This window comes from Prevotella sp. OH937_COT-195, assembly GCF_003932845.1.
Classification (GTDB): Bacteria; Bacteroidota; Bacteroidia; order Bacteroidales; family Bacteroidaceae; genus Prevotella.
This window is the reverse complement of the sequence record NZ_RQZH01000021.1, coordinates 1-16,197: the sequence shown is the minus strand read 5'-3', so window position 1 is coordinate 16,197 and position 16,197 is coordinate 1. Positions and strand designations below refer to the sequence as shown.

General features: G+C 48.2%; 20 protein-coding genes and 1 pseudogene. 18 read left to right on the top strand and 3 right to left on the bottom strand.

The genetic code is table 11. From position 1 onward, the window contains the following. The first annotated feature begins 1 nt into the window (after position 1). Positions 2 to 301, top strand: a complete 300-nt coding sequence (locus EII32_RS08515; RefSeq protein ID WP_125235007.1) for a hypothetical protein — start codon at positions 2 to 4, stop codon at positions 299 to 301. On the opposite strand, the gene EII32_RS08510 is transcribed toward EII32_RS08515, so the two are convergent. Beyond that, positions 250 to 672 carry a hypothetical protein gene (locus EII32_RS08510; protein WP_125235006.1) on the bottom strand — a complete coding sequence of 141 codons (423 nt, stop codon included), beginning with the start codon at positions 670 to 672 and terminating at the stop codon, positions 250 to 252. The two genes, EII32_RS08515 and EII32_RS08510, sit on opposite strands and share 52 nt — an antisense overlap. A 12-nt stretch (positions 673 to 684) precedes the next feature. Continuing rightward, positions 685 to 1,776, bottom strand: coding sequence for an exonuclease domain-containing protein (locus tag EII32_RS08505; RefSeq protein WP_125235005.1), 1,092 nt, complete (start codon positions 1,774 to 1,776; stop codon positions 685 to 687). Between the two features lie 320 nt (positions 1,777 to 2,096). On the opposite strand from EII32_RS08505, the gene EII32_RS08500 reads away from it, so the two are divergent. The 14 genes from EII32_RS08500 (at position 2,097) to EII32_RS08435 (ending at position 9,879) form a co-directional block, all read left to right on the top strand. Next, the gene (locus EII32_RS08500; RefSeq protein ID WP_125235004.1) at positions 2,097 to 3,104 is read left to right on the top strand and encodes a Rha family transcriptional regulator; all 1,008 of its coding nucleotides are present in this window, start codon (positions 2,097 to 2,099) and stop codon (positions 3,102 to 3,104) included. Positions 3,105 to 3,127: 23 nt separating this feature from the next. Beyond that, positions 3,128 to 3,346, top strand: coding sequence for a hypothetical protein (locus tag EII32_RS08495; RefSeq protein ID WP_125235003.1), 219 nt, complete (start codon positions 3,128 to 3,130; stop codon positions 3,344 to 3,346). Beyond that, positions 3,343 to 3,597, top strand: coding sequence for a hypothetical protein (locus EII32_RS08490; protein ID WP_125235002.1), 255 nt, complete (start codon positions 3,343 to 3,345; stop codon positions 3,595 to 3,597). The genes EII32_RS08495 and EII32_RS08490 overlap by 4 nt, the downstream gene beginning before the upstream one ends. Further along, the gene (locus EII32_RS08485) at positions 3,594 to 3,794 is read left to right on the top strand and encodes a helix-turn-helix domain-containing protein (protein WP_125235001.1); all 201 of its coding nucleotides are present in this window, start codon (positions 3,594 to 3,596) and stop codon (positions 3,792 to 3,794) included. Before EII32_RS08490 ends, EII32_RS08485 begins: the two co-directional genes overlap by 4 nt. Positions 3,795 to 4,001: 207 nt before the next feature. Next, on the top strand, positions 4,002 to 5,288 hold the full coding sequence (locus EII32_RS08480) for a phage portal protein (RefSeq protein ID WP_158611160.1): 1,287 nt from the start codon (positions 4,002 to 4,004) through the stop codon (positions 5,286 to 5,288). Continuing rightward, on the top strand, positions 5,275 to 5,958 hold the full coding sequence (locus tag EII32_RS08475) for an HK97 family phage prohead protease (RefSeq protein ID WP_125234999.1): 684 nt from the start codon (positions 5,275 to 5,277) through the stop codon (positions 5,956 to 5,958). The genes EII32_RS08480 and EII32_RS08475 overlap by 14 nt, the downstream gene beginning before the upstream one ends. A 42-nt stretch (positions 5,959 to 6,000) precedes the next feature. After that, the gene (locus EII32_RS08470) at positions 6,001 to 7,167 is read left to right on the top strand and encodes a phage major capsid protein (RefSeq protein WP_125234998.1); all 1,167 of its coding nucleotides are present in this window, start codon (positions 6,001 to 6,003) and stop codon (positions 7,165 to 7,167) included. A gap of 35 nt (positions 7,168 to 7,202) precedes the next feature. Then, positions 7,203 to 7,511: a head-tail connector protein gene (locus EII32_RS08465; RefSeq protein ID WP_125234997.1), complete on the top strand. Its 309-nt coding sequence runs from the start codon at positions 7,203 to 7,205 to the stop codon at positions 7,509 to 7,511. Between the two features lie 11 nt (positions 7,512 to 7,522). After that, positions 7,523 to 7,828 carry a head-tail adaptor protein gene (locus tag EII32_RS08460; RefSeq protein WP_158611159.1) on the top strand — a complete coding sequence of 102 codons (306 nt, stop codon included), beginning with the start codon at positions 7,523 to 7,525 and terminating at the stop codon, positions 7,826 to 7,828. 16 nt (positions 7,829 to 7,844) lie between these two features. Further along, positions 7,845 to 8,360 carry a hypothetical protein gene (locus EII32_RS08455; protein ID WP_125234995.1) on the top strand — a complete coding sequence of 172 codons (516 nt, stop codon included), beginning with the start codon at positions 7,845 to 7,847 and terminating at the stop codon, positions 8,358 to 8,360. Positions 8,361 to 8,363: 3 nt separating this feature from the next. Further along, a complete protein-coding gene (locus EII32_RS08450) occupies positions 8,364 to 8,759 on the top strand; it encodes a DUF3168 domain-containing protein (RefSeq protein WP_125234994.1) in 396 nt (131 codons plus the stop codon). A 7-nt stretch (positions 8,760 to 8,766) separates the two neighbouring features. After that, positions 8,767 to 9,216 carry a phage tail tube protein gene (locus tag EII32_RS08445; protein WP_125234993.1) on the top strand — a complete coding sequence of 150 codons (450 nt, stop codon included), beginning with the start codon at positions 8,767 to 8,769 and terminating at the stop codon, positions 9,214 to 9,216. Between the two features lie 13 nt (positions 9,217 to 9,229). Continuing rightward, positions 9,230 to 9,535: a hypothetical protein gene (locus EII32_RS08440; protein WP_125234992.1), complete on the top strand. Its 306-nt coding sequence runs from the start codon at positions 9,230 to 9,232 to the stop codon at positions 9,533 to 9,535. Then, the gene (locus tag EII32_RS08435; protein WP_158611157.1) at positions 9,472 to 9,879 is read left to right on the top strand and encodes a hypothetical protein; all 408 of its coding nucleotides are present in this window, start codon (positions 9,472 to 9,474) and stop codon (positions 9,877 to 9,879) included. Before EII32_RS08440 ends, EII32_RS08435 begins: the two co-directional genes overlap by 64 nt. On the opposite strand, the gene EII32_RS08430 is transcribed toward EII32_RS08435, so the two are convergent. Beyond that, positions 9,860 to 10,093 carry a hypothetical protein gene (locus EII32_RS08430; RefSeq protein WP_125234990.1) on the bottom strand — a complete coding sequence of 78 codons (234 nt, stop codon included), beginning with the start codon at positions 10,091 to 10,093 and terminating at the stop codon, positions 9,860 to 9,862. The two genes, EII32_RS08435 and EII32_RS08430, sit on opposite strands and share 20 nt — an antisense overlap. A 71-nt stretch (positions 10,094 to 10,164) precedes the next feature. Between EII32_RS08430 and EII32_RS08425 the strand changes: the two genes are divergently transcribed. From EII32_RS08425 to EII32_RS08415, 3 genes and pseudogenes are all read left to right on the top strand, one after another. After that, a complete protein-coding gene (locus tag EII32_RS08425) occupies positions 10,165 to 13,035 on the top strand; it encodes a hypothetical protein (RefSeq protein WP_125234989.1) in 2,871 nt (956 codons plus the stop codon). Positions 13,036 to 13,037: 2 nt separating this feature from the next. After that, positions 13,038 to 15,710: a hypothetical protein gene (locus tag EII32_RS08420; protein ID WP_125234988.1), complete on the top strand. Its 2,673-nt coding sequence runs from the start codon at positions 13,038 to 13,040 to the stop codon at positions 15,708 to 15,710. After that, positions 15,707 to 16,197: pseudogene (locus EII32_RS08415) on the top strand (hypothetical protein); the annotation flags it as partial. The gene EII32_RS08420 and the pseudogene EII32_RS08415, both read left to right, overlap by 4 nt.

Sequence of the window (16,197 nt, the reverse complement as noted above, 5' to 3'; positions counted from 1 at the left end):
TATGAAATACTTTAGTAATTACAGGGCAAACGATTTATCCGGCTTTGATTTTAGATTTGCCGGTAGCGGGCATTACCGTGTAACATACACAACCCCAACACGCGGCGATTATTGGGTAGCACTTATTACCGATATGACGCTGATAGATGCCAGGTTTGGGAATCAGCCCACCACCCGGCGAATGTATAAACTAAATAATCCCGATAGATTAACCAAAGCAGCCGCCTCACTTGGGGCGGCTGCTTTCGTTTATTTCACTTTTACGAATTTCATTCCGGGGTGGTCGGTGTCATACAGATAGCCGCCGGAAATAGTGATGGCGGTGTAGAGGTTGCCCGCTTCTACCTTATCGCCGTTTAGCCTTACTTCGTGGAAAGCACCGTTTACCCAATACAGCATTTTGTCGCGCCGGTGTTTCCAACCGCCACTAACGGCGTATTCCGTGCGCATTATCACTTCGTCGCCCTCGTATCTAAGGAACACGATACGGTCGATGTTTGTAACGCCTGGGCTGTTTGGGTCGCAGTCGTACACCACACCGTCGAGCGTATAGGATGCAGGCCCCCAAGTGCCTTCGTATTGTTCAAAGCCCGATAAGTTGTTGGTTTCGTCATCGTCTGATGAGCAGCCAAGCAGGGCCAACGCCAAGAAAAGATATAGTAGTTTCTTCATTTGCAAAAGCGGTTATATATTATTCAAAAAATCCTTTTCCGACATAATTTCTATTTCAGCACCTGCATCTTTCAAAGACATAGCCTTTTTTTGTTTATTGCTCATTCCGCTTTCACCGACTTTCTTGTAGTCTTGTTGCCCTACTATCAGTATATCGGTGCTTTTGGTTACGCTATCCAACGGAATACCACCGACATCGGCAATTTTCTGCAATAACTCTTTCCTTATTCCATACATACACGTGCCGGTAAAGCACACACGCTTTCCGTAAAAATAGTTACCCTCGTCTATCTTTGACGGGTCGCCCTTAATATCTTCAACCTTGAATGACTTACCGCCTTGATGGGTTGATAATTGAGGCCTAAAGTAGTTGTCAGAGAAGCGCCCGCACCTAAACTCACAGGCCTTTTGTAAGTCAACATAGGAATTACACCCAGAGAGTTGAATACACTTAATGAATACTTCTGCACAAGCGGCAGCGTCATTACCCGCCCGATGATGTCCGCTAAATGGTATTCCGAGTGTCTCACATACGTAGGGGAGCGAATAACTATAGCAGCCCTTTACTAATTTTGTTGATGTCCGATAGGAGCAGAAAAAGGCAAAATTTGGAAACGGAATATTATTCCATAAAAACGAATCCCTTAACACATACATATCAAAAGCCGTATTGTGCGAAACAACTACACGCCCATTAAGGTATGGCAATATTTCGGGCCATATCTCGCCAAATTCCGGGCAGTCTCTTGTGTCTCGTGGGCGTATGCCGTGAATTTCTATATTAAAATCGTCGTACTCATTATCGGGCGGCTGAATCAGCCATGACTTTGTTTCTTTGATTTTGGAGTCTTCGACAATAGCAATACCTATTTCGCAAATAGAGTCTCTTTCTTCTGTTGCTGTTTCGAGGTCAATAGCTACGAAATTGATACCATTTTCAGAAAAAGGCATTTCAAGATTAAATGCGCTGTTGTCATCTTCACGGCTAAAAGCGTTTTTGGGTAAAAGCCCACTAAGCATTTTGTCTAATGGGTTTTCGTTATCTACATTTATACTGTCTGTTTTTACATCAAGATTGATGTTAAAATAGATTTCTTTTGCCATAAATAGTGCTGTTTGGGGTGCAAAATTACAAAAATTTGGTATAAGTAAGTAACTTTTTCGCTGAAAAATTTGGTAGATATGGGTAAAAAGCGTAATTTTGCGGCGTCCTACATACGAATCTACTGGCGGGCGACATAAAGCCTGCCGATTGCGAGCAGGCTATTATTTTGCCTATATCGCGAGGCGTTGCAAGTTATTTGCGGCTGTCTAACCCTGTGTGGAGCGTTAATGCGCCCACTGCCAGTAGAAGGTGTAGGACAACGGGAAGTGGACAGCCGTTTTTCATTTCTGCCCTGTAACGCCTAAATGTCCTATATTCTATGGCGAATGAAATTTTATCAAATCCTGTTATTCAGGTCAGCGGTACGGCTACGATTGAACCGTGCGTTGAAGTGGCTACCTTATGCGAAATTAAGGACAGCCAGGTAGTAACAACGTCCTTTCGCGTTGCGGAAATTTTCAGCAAACAGCACAAAGACGTTTTAAGAGCAATCCGCGGCTTAGATTGCAGCGACGATTTCCGAGGGCGCAATTTTGCGCCGTCGTTAAAAATCAGGCCGTTACCTAACGGAATGGGTGAACGCCAAGACCCCTATTATTTTATTACCCGCGATGGCTTTGTGTTCCTTGTGATGGGTTTCACGGGCAAGACCGCCGCGAAGTTCAAAGAAGCCTACATTAACGCCTTTAACGTGATGGAAGAGCGTTTGCGCCGCCAACAGGAGGAAGAACACCGCCTAAAGCAGAAGCAGCCCGCGCGTACAATGGCAGAAATGCCGACGATGGTACGCGAGAGCCTGGAGTACGAAGCACCTATCATCGAGTGTTTCGGGCAGCAGCGCGTCGTTTCGTCCGTAACGCTTGCAAGGCTCACAGGGCGTAAGCATGAGAACATTTGCGCCAGTGTGCGCCGTATGTTCAAGTACACGTTACGCCCTAATCGGCTGTTTATCCGCCAGACGCGCACCGTACACCGGGGTAACGGCGCGGGCTATGACCGAAACGACGGCGTGGTGTACTACATCACCATTGAGGGCTTCCGCACAATGACAACACACGCCGCCGCTTTGGGCGATGATGTGGCAAAACTTGTATTGGCAGAGTTCTACAAGGCAAAGGGCAAGAATCGCCCGGGACAGCCCAACCCTTCAAAGCCAAAGGCAGAGCAGGAAGCCAAGCCGGAGCAGGAGGCGCAGTCACAGCAGGCAGCACTCAATTTGCCACAGACACCCGCCGACATGATGCAACGTTTCGTTACGGCAATGGCGGTGATGATGGGCGTAGATGTAAACCAAGTGTCTAACTTAATGAATGGGGGAAACAAGTAATGGAGAAAACGAATTTATTTATAATGCAGGCAAAAGAGGGTCAGACATTATCCTACGAGTCGGAAACAATCGTTAAGGAATTGGCTAATTTGCGTAATTTCATTATTGGCATGGCGGCGCAGTTGGACGATAAAGCCGACGTGTCGGCGCGTGAACTTGCTTTCGCACTGATGCCACTTGATTACTTGTTGAATGAAGTAGAGTTCAGAACCGTTAAAAGTCGTGTGGAGGGTATCGTATGAGCAGAAAAGAAACCGCTATTGAATTGCGCGACCGCGACGGCGTTATGCCTTACGATGCCGACACGTTTACGAAAGCCATAAAGGGAACACGCGAGTATTTGCGTTATCTGTTGAGCAACTACCCAGCAGAAACGCCGCTGACGGATGCCGTAGCGTTGAGCCTACAAAGCACCGCCCGCGCCTTTGAGCCGTTAGACTGGTTATTGGAAGAAGCCGTGATAACTGACACGGAGAAAGGAGGCGCGGCATGATTACCACAAGACCAAACGTAGAGTACAAGGGACTTTACAGCCAGGCACAGGCAGCAAGGGCATTGGGAGTTGACCGCCACACCATAGCCCGGTACGTGAAGCAGGGGTATATCAATGTGCGAGTAAGGCGCACAGACCGTAAGACCGTCATACCCGGCGGCGAGATACTTAAAGCCTGGGGTGGCATGGTGTTCTAATCACAACTGAAGTTTAACCAAAGGCGGGAGCGCAGCCGACAAGTTGCGCCCCGTCCTTTTCGGACAAATCACACCCGATTTGCCCTAAATCGTCGTGCCCCTGCAAAAATAATTTCTTAAAAAAGTCAAAATTAAGACACGCTGCGCCGTAGTGTTCCACGATGCACCAAACGGCATTTTTTCGCACGAAATAATAGGTGTAACTTTGTGGTAAAAGTTAGCGCAAATATGGCAAAATGGTGGGATATTACCCGACTTTGGCGGCGTGAGGAAACGGAGCGAACCGCGACCAAGACACCCACGCGCACAACCCCGCGTACCGGCGCAGGGTTGCAATACTTTTACCTCACCGAAAGCACCGCTTTATCTATTGCCACCGTCTATCGGTGTGTGCAACTTTTGAGTGATAGCGTAGCAGGTTTGCATTTGCAGTATATGAAACTGAAAGGCAGCCGATACCAAGAGGACACAAATGCCCCCATTCATTATTTGCTATCCGTACAGCCCCAGCCCGAACTATCCATTTTTGATTTTTGGAGTATGGCGGTTAAGTTGATGCTTTTAGAGGGTAACGCCTACATCTATCCGCGCCGCGTTATGGGCGAACTCACAGACCTTGTTTTGTGTAGCAAAGGCAGCGTGGCGCATAGCGTCATAAACAACCGCTACACCATTACGGACGGCTATAACGGCGTTTATGGTACATTCGATGAAAGCGAGATTATACACTTATACCTACATTCGTCAGACGGACGCACCGGCGAAAGCGTGATTAGCCACGCACGGCGTACCATCGGCATAGCATCGGCAGGCGACAACGAAACTGCCAACCGCTTTACCAACGGCGGCAATGTGCGCGGCATTATCAGCAACGACAAAAGCACGATTGGCTTTGGTGAGTATCAGGATAAAGAGTTAGAGAAAACTGCCGAGAATGTAGATAGCCGCTTTTCCAACGGTGAGCATATCGTTAGTTTGCCTGGACAAGTGGACTTTAAGCAGATTTCGTTAAGTTCTACCGATATGCAGTTTTTGGAAAGCCGTAAGTTTACCGTTAGGGAGATTTGCCGCTTTTTCGGTGTGCATCCATCTTTCGTGTTTGACGATACCAGCAATAACTATAAATCGGCAGAAATGGCGAATGTGGCGTTTTTGTCTATGACTTTAGACCCGATATTGAAACGCATAGAAGCCGAATTTAGTCGCAAACTTATTGCGCCGTCGCTTTGTTGTAAGCGCATTTTCAAGTTTGACCGTAAGGGCATCTATTCTTTGGATTTGGAAGCAATGGCAAACTATCAGAAAAAGACGATAGAAAGCGGCATCTACACGATTAACGATTGGCGGCGTATCGAGAACCAACCCGAAGTAGAGGGCGGCGACACCGTATTAGTTTCGACAAACCTTGCACCCCTGAATAGTGAGAAACTGACAGGCGGAGCGACAACAACCAATAAAACCAATAAAACCAATAATAGCAATGATGAAGATTAACAAAAGGACGATGGGATTTGCGGTTAATCTGCAAGTCCGTGAAGCCACCGACGGAGGCGAAAGCCGCACCATAGAGGGCTACGCACTTAAATTCGGTGTGCGAAGCCGTCTTTTGTGCGATTGGTGGGATTACTATTTTGAGGTGCTGGAGCCAGGCAGCGTTACCCGCGAAATGTTAGACGCGCAGGACATCAAACTTACGATGTTCCACGACCGCCAACTGATTTTAGCCCGCAGTAACAAGGGCGTTGGCACACTTAATTACGAGGTGGACGAAATCGGCGTGAAGTTTTGGGCTGAAATGCCTAAGACCGTGGACGGCGACAAGGCTTTAGAGTTGGTGCAGCGCGGCGATATTGCCGGATGCTCTTTCATTTACAGCACCGACGAGGGCGACAGCGAGAACGCCGTTAGTTACGAGCGGCTGGACGAAAAGACGGATAGCGGCGAAGATATTTTGCTACGTCACGTTAAGCGCATTGATGCCGTTTACGACTTTACGCTGACTACTGACCCGGCTTATGAGCAGACCAACGTAACACGCCGTGAGGTTGAGGCGGCGGGCATAGTGTTTGAGCAGCCGACACCCGACACACCTAAGACGATAGACCTTGAAAAGAAACGCGAGGCTATACGCAGTATCAAGGAGCGAATAAACCGCACCGTTTAGGCGGTACTTAATTATATGTTTCATTCTTAAAAGTTTCTGCAAATGAAAAAGGAACGATTTAATTTTCGTGAAGCCTACGAGCGCGTGGACGCAATCAAAGGCCGCCTGAACGAGATGGCGCAGAATCTCGAAAGTGACAAGGAGCGCGAGGCGTTCACAGAGGCAGAGGAGGGCGAGCGTAGGCAGCTTTTCCGCGAACTCGACATTTTGGAAATGAAGATTAAGGCTAATACGCCGACAATCGAGGTTACGCAGCGCGAGGACATCGCAGAGGCTAACCGCCAAATTCGCGAGTGCCTGGAGAAAGGACAGCGTTTTGAGTTGAAGATTAGCCGCGCCGTGGCATCTTCTTTCAAGGGCAACGCATCGGGCTATGCCGACCCCGCAGCATCTACGAATCCAGGCGCACTGACTACGCACGACATTGTAGAGCCGCTTTATAACAAAACCGTGCTTTCGGCTATCGGTGCGCCACTTCTTACCGGCTTAAAGGGTAATCACCAATGGCCCGTAGTTGAGGCTTTCGCCGCCACTATTAACGACGAGGGCGCAGCCCTGGGCGACACTAAGATACCCGTTGGCAAACTCATTGCTAAGCCGGAGCGTCTGGGCATCGCCGTGCCTATCACACGCGAGGCACTTAACGAAACCGACGACTTGCTGCAAGTTGTGGCAACGCAGTATATGCCTGTCGCTATCGCTACCTTGATGAACAAGATTATGTTTAGCCCCACAAAGGTAACGGGTGCTACGAATCTTGTTGGTCCATTCCTCACTACCAACTTGAAAGCCGCGCAGAAATTACAGTACACAGGCGACGCTCCTGCACTTAAAGATTTGGTGGCTCTGAAGGCCGCTGTACTTACAACCAATGTGCAGGCGGATGGTATGTGCTACGTGATGAGCGAAACAACAAAGGCGCTTTTGGAGGCAACGCCTAAGTGGAGCGGCTCAAATGTCGCCGTTGTTGACGAAAATGGTAAGATTAACGGTGTACCCGTATTTACTACCAACGAGGTTGCCGACGGCACCGTTAATTTTGGCGTGTTCAAGTATGCACCGCAGGGCTTGTTTGGCGATATGGTATTTATCGTTGACCCATACAGTCAGGCGCGTAAGAATGCAATTGACTTTGTGCTTAACGTGGACTACGCTATTACAGTGCTGCGCCAAGAGGCATTTGCAGTTCTGACTAAAAAAGCGGGCTGATAAAAAAGTGAAGTGACAAATCAGAGGTTTAGATTATGGCTAATGTGGTGAGTTTGGAATTATTCAAGCAGCACGTCAGGGCAGATGATTTCGCCGATGATGATGTATATTTGCAGCATCTTTTAGATACAGCAGAAAAGCACGTTATCCGCGTAACCAACCGCGACAAAGACGAATTAGTGGAAATGGGCGGCGGGGAGTTTCCCGCCGAACTCAAACACGCTATTTTGTTGATTGGCGCACATTGGTACAACCAACGCGAGAGCGACAGCACTACGCAAATGCACAGCGTTCCCGACTCACTGCAGGCCCTGATTAAACCCTTTAGAAAGTTGGTAGAATGATAGCCGGACGTATGAAATATAAACTTATGTTGTTAGAGCCGGTAAAGGCGACCAACGACTACGGCGAGGAAAAAACCACCTACGCGGAAACCCGCATCGTACACGCGGAGAGGGTAAAGCAGAGTGGCAACCGAAGCGAAGAAGTTGGCGAGCATTTCCCGGACTATCGCGCAGAGTTCAATATAAGGGACGCCCACCCGGTGCAAGAAAATTGGCGGGCACAGCAATTAGGAGGCTACCTATACACCGTTACGAACATCGTGCCAAATCTCGATAAGGGCTTTAAGACCCTGATTTGTGTTAGAGTAAACGAGTAAAGATAATCCGCGAGCAATGGTAAGTCAGATAGTAGATATTGAAAAGCCGTTTAACGACGTATTCCAAGCGCTGGACTTGAAAGACCAGCGTAAGGCGATGCGCGGCGCAATGCGCCGAGAGGGAAACCGCTTGAAGAAACACGCTATTACTGAATTGCAAAGTAGCGGAATCGGGCAAGGCACAAAGCAACGATTTTCAAAGGGTATTCGTATGCGCGTCTATCCTGATAAGTTCGGCGCGGGCTTTATGCTATCGGTTAAGCCTAATAAAAAACGGGGCTACCACACCAACCGGCAAGGCAAAGAAAAGCCGGTACTTATGTGGGCAGAGGATGGCACGAAATACCGTAAGACAAAGACCAAAACAAAGGTGTTTGTGCGCAAGCGCAAAGGCCACGTTACCGGGCGAATGAAACGTTACGGATTTATGCGTAAAACCGATGAACAGGCAACACGGATTGTTGAGCAAAATTTGTTTAGCGATTTCCAAAAGAATTTGGAGAGAGCGGCAAGGAAGAAAGGACTATTGTAAACTATGGCAGAAGTACGCAAAACATCATTAAACGCAGGTTTGATTATTCGTAAAATCCTGATGGAAAGCGAGGCAGTAACGCAGCGCACCAAAAAGATTTTTCCCATAGTCATAGATAAAGCGGAATTGCCCTATATCCTTTATCGACGGGCCGCTTTGGAACACAATCCGACAAAAGCCGGGCAGCCCGGAGCAGACACCGTACAGATGGAAGTAAACGTATATACGGCGGCATATAGCGAGGGCGTGGAGTTAGCCGAGGCGGTACGCGCCGCGTTAGACTACGCGCAGGGTGAAATCTCTGGCTTGAAGATGCGCAGTTGTACGCTTACCGACAGCGAAGAGGGTTGGGAAGATGATGCGTGTGTACAAAATATGACATTCACTATTAAATTATAATTAAATTATGGCAAACACTGGTTATATCAATGGTAGCGACTTGTTGCTGATGGTTGGCGGCAAAGCCGTAGGACACTGCACAAGTCACACGCTGACATTTAACAGCGAAACCAAAGACCGCGCCGTTAAGCCGGTCGCGAGTGCGGCTAAAAGTAGCGGGCTTTGGAAAGGCAAGGGCGTTACGGGCCTTAGTATCTCAATCAGCGCAGAGGGTTTGCGCTTCTACGACGAAACCGAGAACGGACACGAACAGATTGCGCCGCTTTGGGGAAAGGGTGATAGCGTAGAAGTCAAGGCGTTTAAGCGTGGCGGCGACGCAGCCCCGTACGTTGCGGGTAAGTTCGTGATTGCGTCACTTGAAGAAACAAGCCCCGCGCAGGACGATGCCACTTACAGCGTAAGTTTGGAGAACGACGGAGAGCCGACAACATACCCGGGCAAGGAGAGCGGCGAATAAAACGTAGCGCATTATGAGTAAGTTAGAAATCACTATTAACGGTAAGGCATACCCCTGTCGTCAGACGATGGGGGCCATGCTTCGTTTCAAGCAGGAAACAGGCAAGGAAGTAACCGACATCGAGCCGGGCAGCCTCGCAGACCTTTGTACGTTCCTTTGGTGCTGCATCGTGTCGGCTTGTAAGTCCGACGGCGTAGAGTTCAATTTGTCGCTGATGGAATTTGCCGACAGCATAGGCCCTGACGAAATGCAAGCGTGGAGCGACAGCACGACCACCGAGGCGCAGCACGACGGCGACGGAGAAAAAAAAACGGAATAGCCATTTATGAGATATTGGGCATTGCTTTGGGCTGCATACATCTTTCGTATGATGATTTTTGCCGACTGACGCCGATAGAGTTTGAACACATTTATAAGGAGTTCAGAAATAGGCAAGATGCCGCCTACAAAGACGAATGGGAGCGTATGCGAATGTTAGCGGCGATAGTGATACAACCGCACCTAAAGAAAAAGGTTACACCGCAGAAACTCTTACCGCTACCGTGGGAGAGTACGACCAAAAAGCAGCGGGGCAAAGCCCAACAACTCACAGCCGCCGAGAGCCTGAAAAGGTTTGAGGAATTGGCAAAGAGAACGGAAACGCCTAAGAGCCTAAAAGGTTGATGTTGTCGTTAGCGGCATCGTCAAAGCCTAAACTTTCTTTCTCACTGATAGGGAGCGAGGCAAAGACGGAAACGGCAAAGAGGATTGCAAACACCCACATCGCCACGAAACCGGTAACGGACGGCTTGATGAAGTAGCCGGAAACCATAACCGAGAAAGCGGCGACGGTCAGCAGCCAAAGCACTACGCGGATGATGTTCTTTAGTGTCTGCATAACGATAAAGTCTTTTTCTGATGCAAAGATACAAATAAAATTTGGAATGAGTAAGTAAGTAACGCTAAAAAATGGCAAAAGAAATAAAATTTAACGTCCGTTTGTCGCTTGATGGCAAGGAACAACTTGTAACGGCAACTACCAATGTTCATGAATTAGCCAATAAGTTAGGCATTTCCAGAACAAGGGCGGACGAATTGCGTAATACGATGTTGAGGTTTAATAACGTTACGCAAGTATTTCAGAATGCCTTTTCGGGGTTGCAGCAGATTACGGGTATTATGCAGCAACTCACACAAGCAAGTGCCGCACAGGTGGAGGCCGAAACGAAGTTGGCTAACAATATGCGCAACACGATGGACGCTACCGACGATGAGATAGACAGCATTAAGGAACTTTGCGCCGCCCAGCAGCGGTTAGGCGTAATCGGCGACGAAGTGCAGTTGGCGGGAGCGCAGGAGTTAGCCACCTACCTTGAAAAAAAGTCGAGTTTGGAAAAACTTATACCCGTAATGAATGATATGGTAGCGCAGCAGTATGGACTGAATGCCACGCAGGAGAGCGCGGCGAATATCGCTACTATGTTGGGTAAGGTGATGGAGGGGCAGACCGGCGCACTTTCACGCTACGGCTACAAGTTCGATGAAGTCCAAGAGCAGATTTTGAAGTTTGGCACGGAGGAAGAACGCGCCGCCGTGCTTGCCGAGGTCGTGGAAAGCGCGGTAGGCGGCATGAATGCGTCGTTGGCCCAGACCGATGCGGGCAAGGTGAAGCAGGCGGCAAACTATATAGGCGACTTGCGGGAAGAAGTAGGCGCATTGATAGCACCTTACGAAACGCTTATTGTGCAAATAGGTGAAATGGGGCTGGCCCTGAACGCCATTATAACTACCGCTGGCGGCATATTAGGTGCTACCCGCGCTTTGTCACTTTGGACGAATACCACCAGGCTTGCAAGCCTGAACACGAAGATTGCCGGTAATGTCGTGCGTTGGTTTACAACGGTTATGAATATGTCGTCGGTCAGCATCAAGGGGGCGACGATTGCCGTAAAAGGCTTAACGTGGGCGATTAGGGCGTTAGAAGTCGCGTCGATTATCGGTGCAATTATTGCGGCTATATCGTTTGCGGTGGAACTATTCGGCGATTCGGCAAGCGACGCAGCCGACGAATTAGGGGAGTTTGCGGACAAAGCCGACACCGTGGCGGATTCATACAAGCGCGTGCAGAATGTCTTTGAGAGCACAAGCGCACAGACTTATAGCAGCCTGATGACTAACTATAAGAAATTGCAAGCCGGGTGGAAAGCATTGGGCGACGAACATCAGAAAATAGCGTGGATTAAGGCTAACCAAAGCGAGTTTCAGGCGTTGGGCTTGAAGATAGACGGCGTTAGCGACGCGGAAAATGCCTTTGTCAAGAATACCGATGCCGTGGTACAGGCTTTTATCGCAAGGGCAAGGGCAGCGGCAAGACTGGCGCAACTGACAGAAGAATATAAGTTACAGAACGAACTTACCGAAAAAATAGACACGTCCAACAGTGCGGCGCAGGCCCGCCACCACGTAAACGCGGGCGACCGGGCAAATATAACGTCGTGGGACAGAAAGCGCGACGGCAAGTATATAGAACTGGCTAACGACGGTGCTTACAGATACACCCAAGCCGGAGCGGACAGGGAAAACAGCAAGAAATGGATTGGGAACACCGCCGAGGACAAAGCCAACAAGGAGGCTTTGAGGCAGAGCCGGGAACGCACGGCAAGGCTTGAAGCAGGGTTGGCAGACGATGTTAAGGCTACGACCACGCTAACGGTAGTACCGCCAAAAGGCGGCACAACGGTTACAACGCCGAAGCCCGACAAAAAGGCTACACCTGAAACGCCTATTGCCGAGGGCAGCATTAACTGGTATCAGAAGCGGTTAGAGGAATTACGCAGGAACATCGAGGCCACAGGCGATGAGGAAGTGGCAAAGGCACTGCAAGCCGACTATCAGGCCGTAGAAAAGGAGTTTAAGGCGTATAAAGTACGTATCGGCGTGGAGCAGCCCGAAAAAGAGGAGGTAAAGACCGTTGCCGAGCAGATGCAGAGCGAACTAACGGCGGCACAGCGTGATTTCGACAACGCCGTGACCGTGGAAGCAAAGGTAGCCGCCGCCGCGAAAGTCAGCGAGATACAGGCGCAGATAGACGAAGCCACAAGGGGCAAAGTGTCTATCGGCGCAGAGGTTGAACCATCCTACATCGAGCAGGGCAGCAACGCGGACAAACGGCAGAGTTACGCCAACGCCCAGCAAAAGGCAAGCCGCATACAACAAGACTACGAAATAGGGATTGTAGGCAAAGACAAGGCATTGGAGGAAATCGCGGAACTAAACATAGCACTTGAAAAGTTAGGGATGAAGCCGATAGAAATAGAGGTGATGACCGAAGACATTACAAAGGCTAAAGAGAAGTTCCAAGGCGCGACGGATGCTATTGCCTCAATGGGGCAAGCCTTTTCGGGGATGGGCAGCGCTTTGGAGTTGCCCGAACTGAATATAGCGGGAACTATCGCCCAGGCAATAGCGACGATGGCAGCGGGCTACGCCACCGCTACCACGCAGGCCGCCACGTTGGGGCCGTGGGCGTGGATAGCGTTTGCTGCTACTGGTTTGGCACAACTGGCCGCGATGATTTCAAGCGTGAAGCAAGTAACGGCGTTTGCCAACGGCGGCGTAGTGAGCGGCCCCACGTTGGCACTTGTTGGCGAGTATGCCGGAGCGGCCAACAACCCCGAAGTTATTGCGCCGCTGGATAAGTTGCGCACTATGATACAACCGGCGGGCGGCGTAGGCGGCACGGTACGTTTTGAGATTGACGGTAGAAAGTTGGTGGGAGTGATTGCCAACGAAACAAGAATTAGTAGTAAATCAGGCAGACGAACAAACATAAAGGTATAACGATGTATTTACACGGCAGTTTTGTAAATCAGCAGGGCGACACAATAGCGGTGCATATCGTTACTAACGCCGACCGTACCAACAGCATAGAAGTTGGTACGGATGCGGCGGGCATATTCTTTACCGCCGACCCAGTAGAGATTAAAAGCGAGGTAAACGACACATTCGACCACCTATTACGCCAAAGCGCATCTATAAGATTGCTTTCGCGCGATTTTATAGCCGATTTCTTTTGCGCATCGTGTAGGGATGCCGTCGTGAACATATATCGCGATGGCGTTTGTCTATTTGCCGGATTTATAGAACCGCAGACCTATAGTCAACCATATAACGATGTGTACGACGAGGTGGAATTGAATTGTATCGATGCGCTTTCTGCTTTGCAATATTCCAAGTATAAGAATGTGGGCAGTGCAGGTGTACTTTATAAACTCACCAAAGCCGAAGCGGGACAACGTACATTCTATGACATTGTAACCGAGATTTTAAATGGCATCACGTCCAGTATCGACATCGTGGGTGGGCGGTCTATCCGTTATCTGTATGATGGGAGTAAAGCCGTTGACAACAAAAGCGGTAATCGCTACACCGTGTTTAAGCATCTTGCAATTTCTGAGTTACTATTTTTCGGCGGAGAAGAAGATGATGTTTGGCAACAGGACGAAGTGTTAGAAGAAATTTTGCGCTATTTGAATTTGCACATAGTTCAGGACGGCTTAACATTCTATATCTTTTCATGGGAATCGGTTAAAGACAACGCCGCTATATCGTGGCGCAACATTGTAAATGGGCAAATTGACATAACGGCATTTAAGGCTGTGGCAATTTGCAACGATAACGTAGCCGATTGCGACACGACCATAAACGTAGGAGAGGTTTACAACCAACTACTTTTAACTTGTAAGATCGAGAGCGTAGAAAGAGTAATTGAAAGTCCGTTGGACGAGGATTTACTAACATCGCCGTTTTTCTATTGGCAGAAATATTGCACAGAGTTTTCGGCAGATGGTGAGGGCAAAAGCGCGTACAACGCTTTTAAGGCGATGTGTCATGACAAGCCTACTGATTATGGTGCGGGGCGTATTACAGATTGGTTTATACAAGTAATGGCAAATAGTGCGTGGATTTTTCCAAAGAACGGAAACACCGCAGTTGATCTTGCTACGCTTTATGGTACGGGCAAGAACCAACAAACTTTACCAAATTGGTTGGGCGAGAATCTCGGAGCAGCTATATTGTCCATAGGCAACGTTGAAATTAACACCGCAAAAAACGACAACAGCCCTGTATCTAAAGTTAACATGACTAATTATTTAGTTGTTTCGGTAAATGGCAATGATAGTGATAAAGAGGGCGAGTATTATCCGGACGCTAACGATATTAAGCCGAACATACCATATGCAGTATATACAGGAAACAACGCGGGTGGCAATTTTTCACCCGCCGATGATAAGGTAACTAATTACATCGTGTTATCTGGCAAAATTGTGCTTAATCCGGTCATGAAAATGACAGATACGTATAGAGCGTTACACACGGACACGGATTGGCGCATAGCATTGATGATTCCAAAATGGTGGCACGAAACGGTACCCAGCCGTGACAACGGCGACGGAAGATACTATACACGTAAATATTGGAAAGCGATTGAACCTAAAGACGAAGTTACGTGGGATGCGAGCACTGATTATGGCTTAGTGCCATTTACGGGCAAAGGCCCCGAAAGGTATGAATTTAAATATAGCGCAATAGGTGATAGCACAGACAATATATCAAAGATATCTGTATTAGCGTGTATGCTTATTATCGGCGACAAGTGCGTAGTGGAATCAGGTACGCAAGGGCAAACGAGCGATTTTGAGTGGAAAACTTACAAAACGCGTGAACAATGCCGCGATGATGACGAGTATTACCAACAATGTTTCTATATTGGTTTTAACCCCAAAATAGGCGATAAATTAGTAGGCACTGAGTTTGATTTGCAAAATAATATCAGTTACACTATGGGGGTTGATACAGAGGGCACAGCAATACCCGTCCGAAAATCTGACAAATTGAGCGGTCAAGTAAAGTTTATGGTTCTCGGACCGGTTAATACCATTTGGGGGAATATAACACGCAGGCATCCTACTTTCTTTAGACGTACAAAATGGAGCACTGATAGTGTACCTTTGTTGGCGCACGTTAGCAATATCATGGTTAAGCAATTTGAAGTCAAGGTTTACAGCGACAACGGATTAACTAATAACGTAAAAGATAACGACATTATCTATATGAGTGACACCCGCGAAGAATTTACCAACAAGAAAGATAATTTAGAGTTTAAGATAAATTCGGCTTTGACAGTTACGGAGTGTCAAGAGTTGGGCGTGGTAAGTACTATAAATATTTCCACGCCTATAAATACTGAAACTAAAGACGGCGTGCTGACTATTTACGATTACAATAAAGGCAAGCAGGCGAAACCTGAACAAATTTACGTGGATAGTTATTACACCGAATACCATTTGCCCCGAATCCTGATGGAGCAGAAACTATTAGACAGGGGCGGCATTATCGGTTTATTCTATCATTACACGCACCCAGCGTTGAACAAGGCGTTTTTTGTTCAAGGCATCAGTCGAAATTTGATTGAGGGGCGCGCGGATTTAAAAATTAAGGAGATTGATGAATGATTGACGTAAAAGTTATAAAAAAGCCAAAGGGAATGGGCAACGGTGACGGTAGTTCTACCGGCGCGGGGCGTGGTTATGTAGGTGTGTTACAGGAAGTGAAACACGCCTCTCACGCCGACAAAGCCGATTTTTCAGATTCCGCAGAGTATGCCAAACGTTCAGGCTTTTCATCAAGGTCCGCGTATTCAGATGAGGCGAAAACTTTATCTGAAGACAGCCCCGCCTTTGAAGATTTTTTAAGCCGTAAGCATGACGATGTTGCCAATGGAATTATCAAGTTTATCAAAGGCATACTATTCGGAAAAGGAAACAAGGGTATTGACGCGGAAGGTAATGCCACGCTCGGCAATATAAACGCTGACGACATCACTGCGGACAGCGTGACGAGCAAAGGATATACCGGCTCTGACATCTTGAGCGACAAGGGCTTCAAGATGTGGGAGGACGCAGAGGGTAGGAGCCATGTCATAACGGACTTCTTCACCGC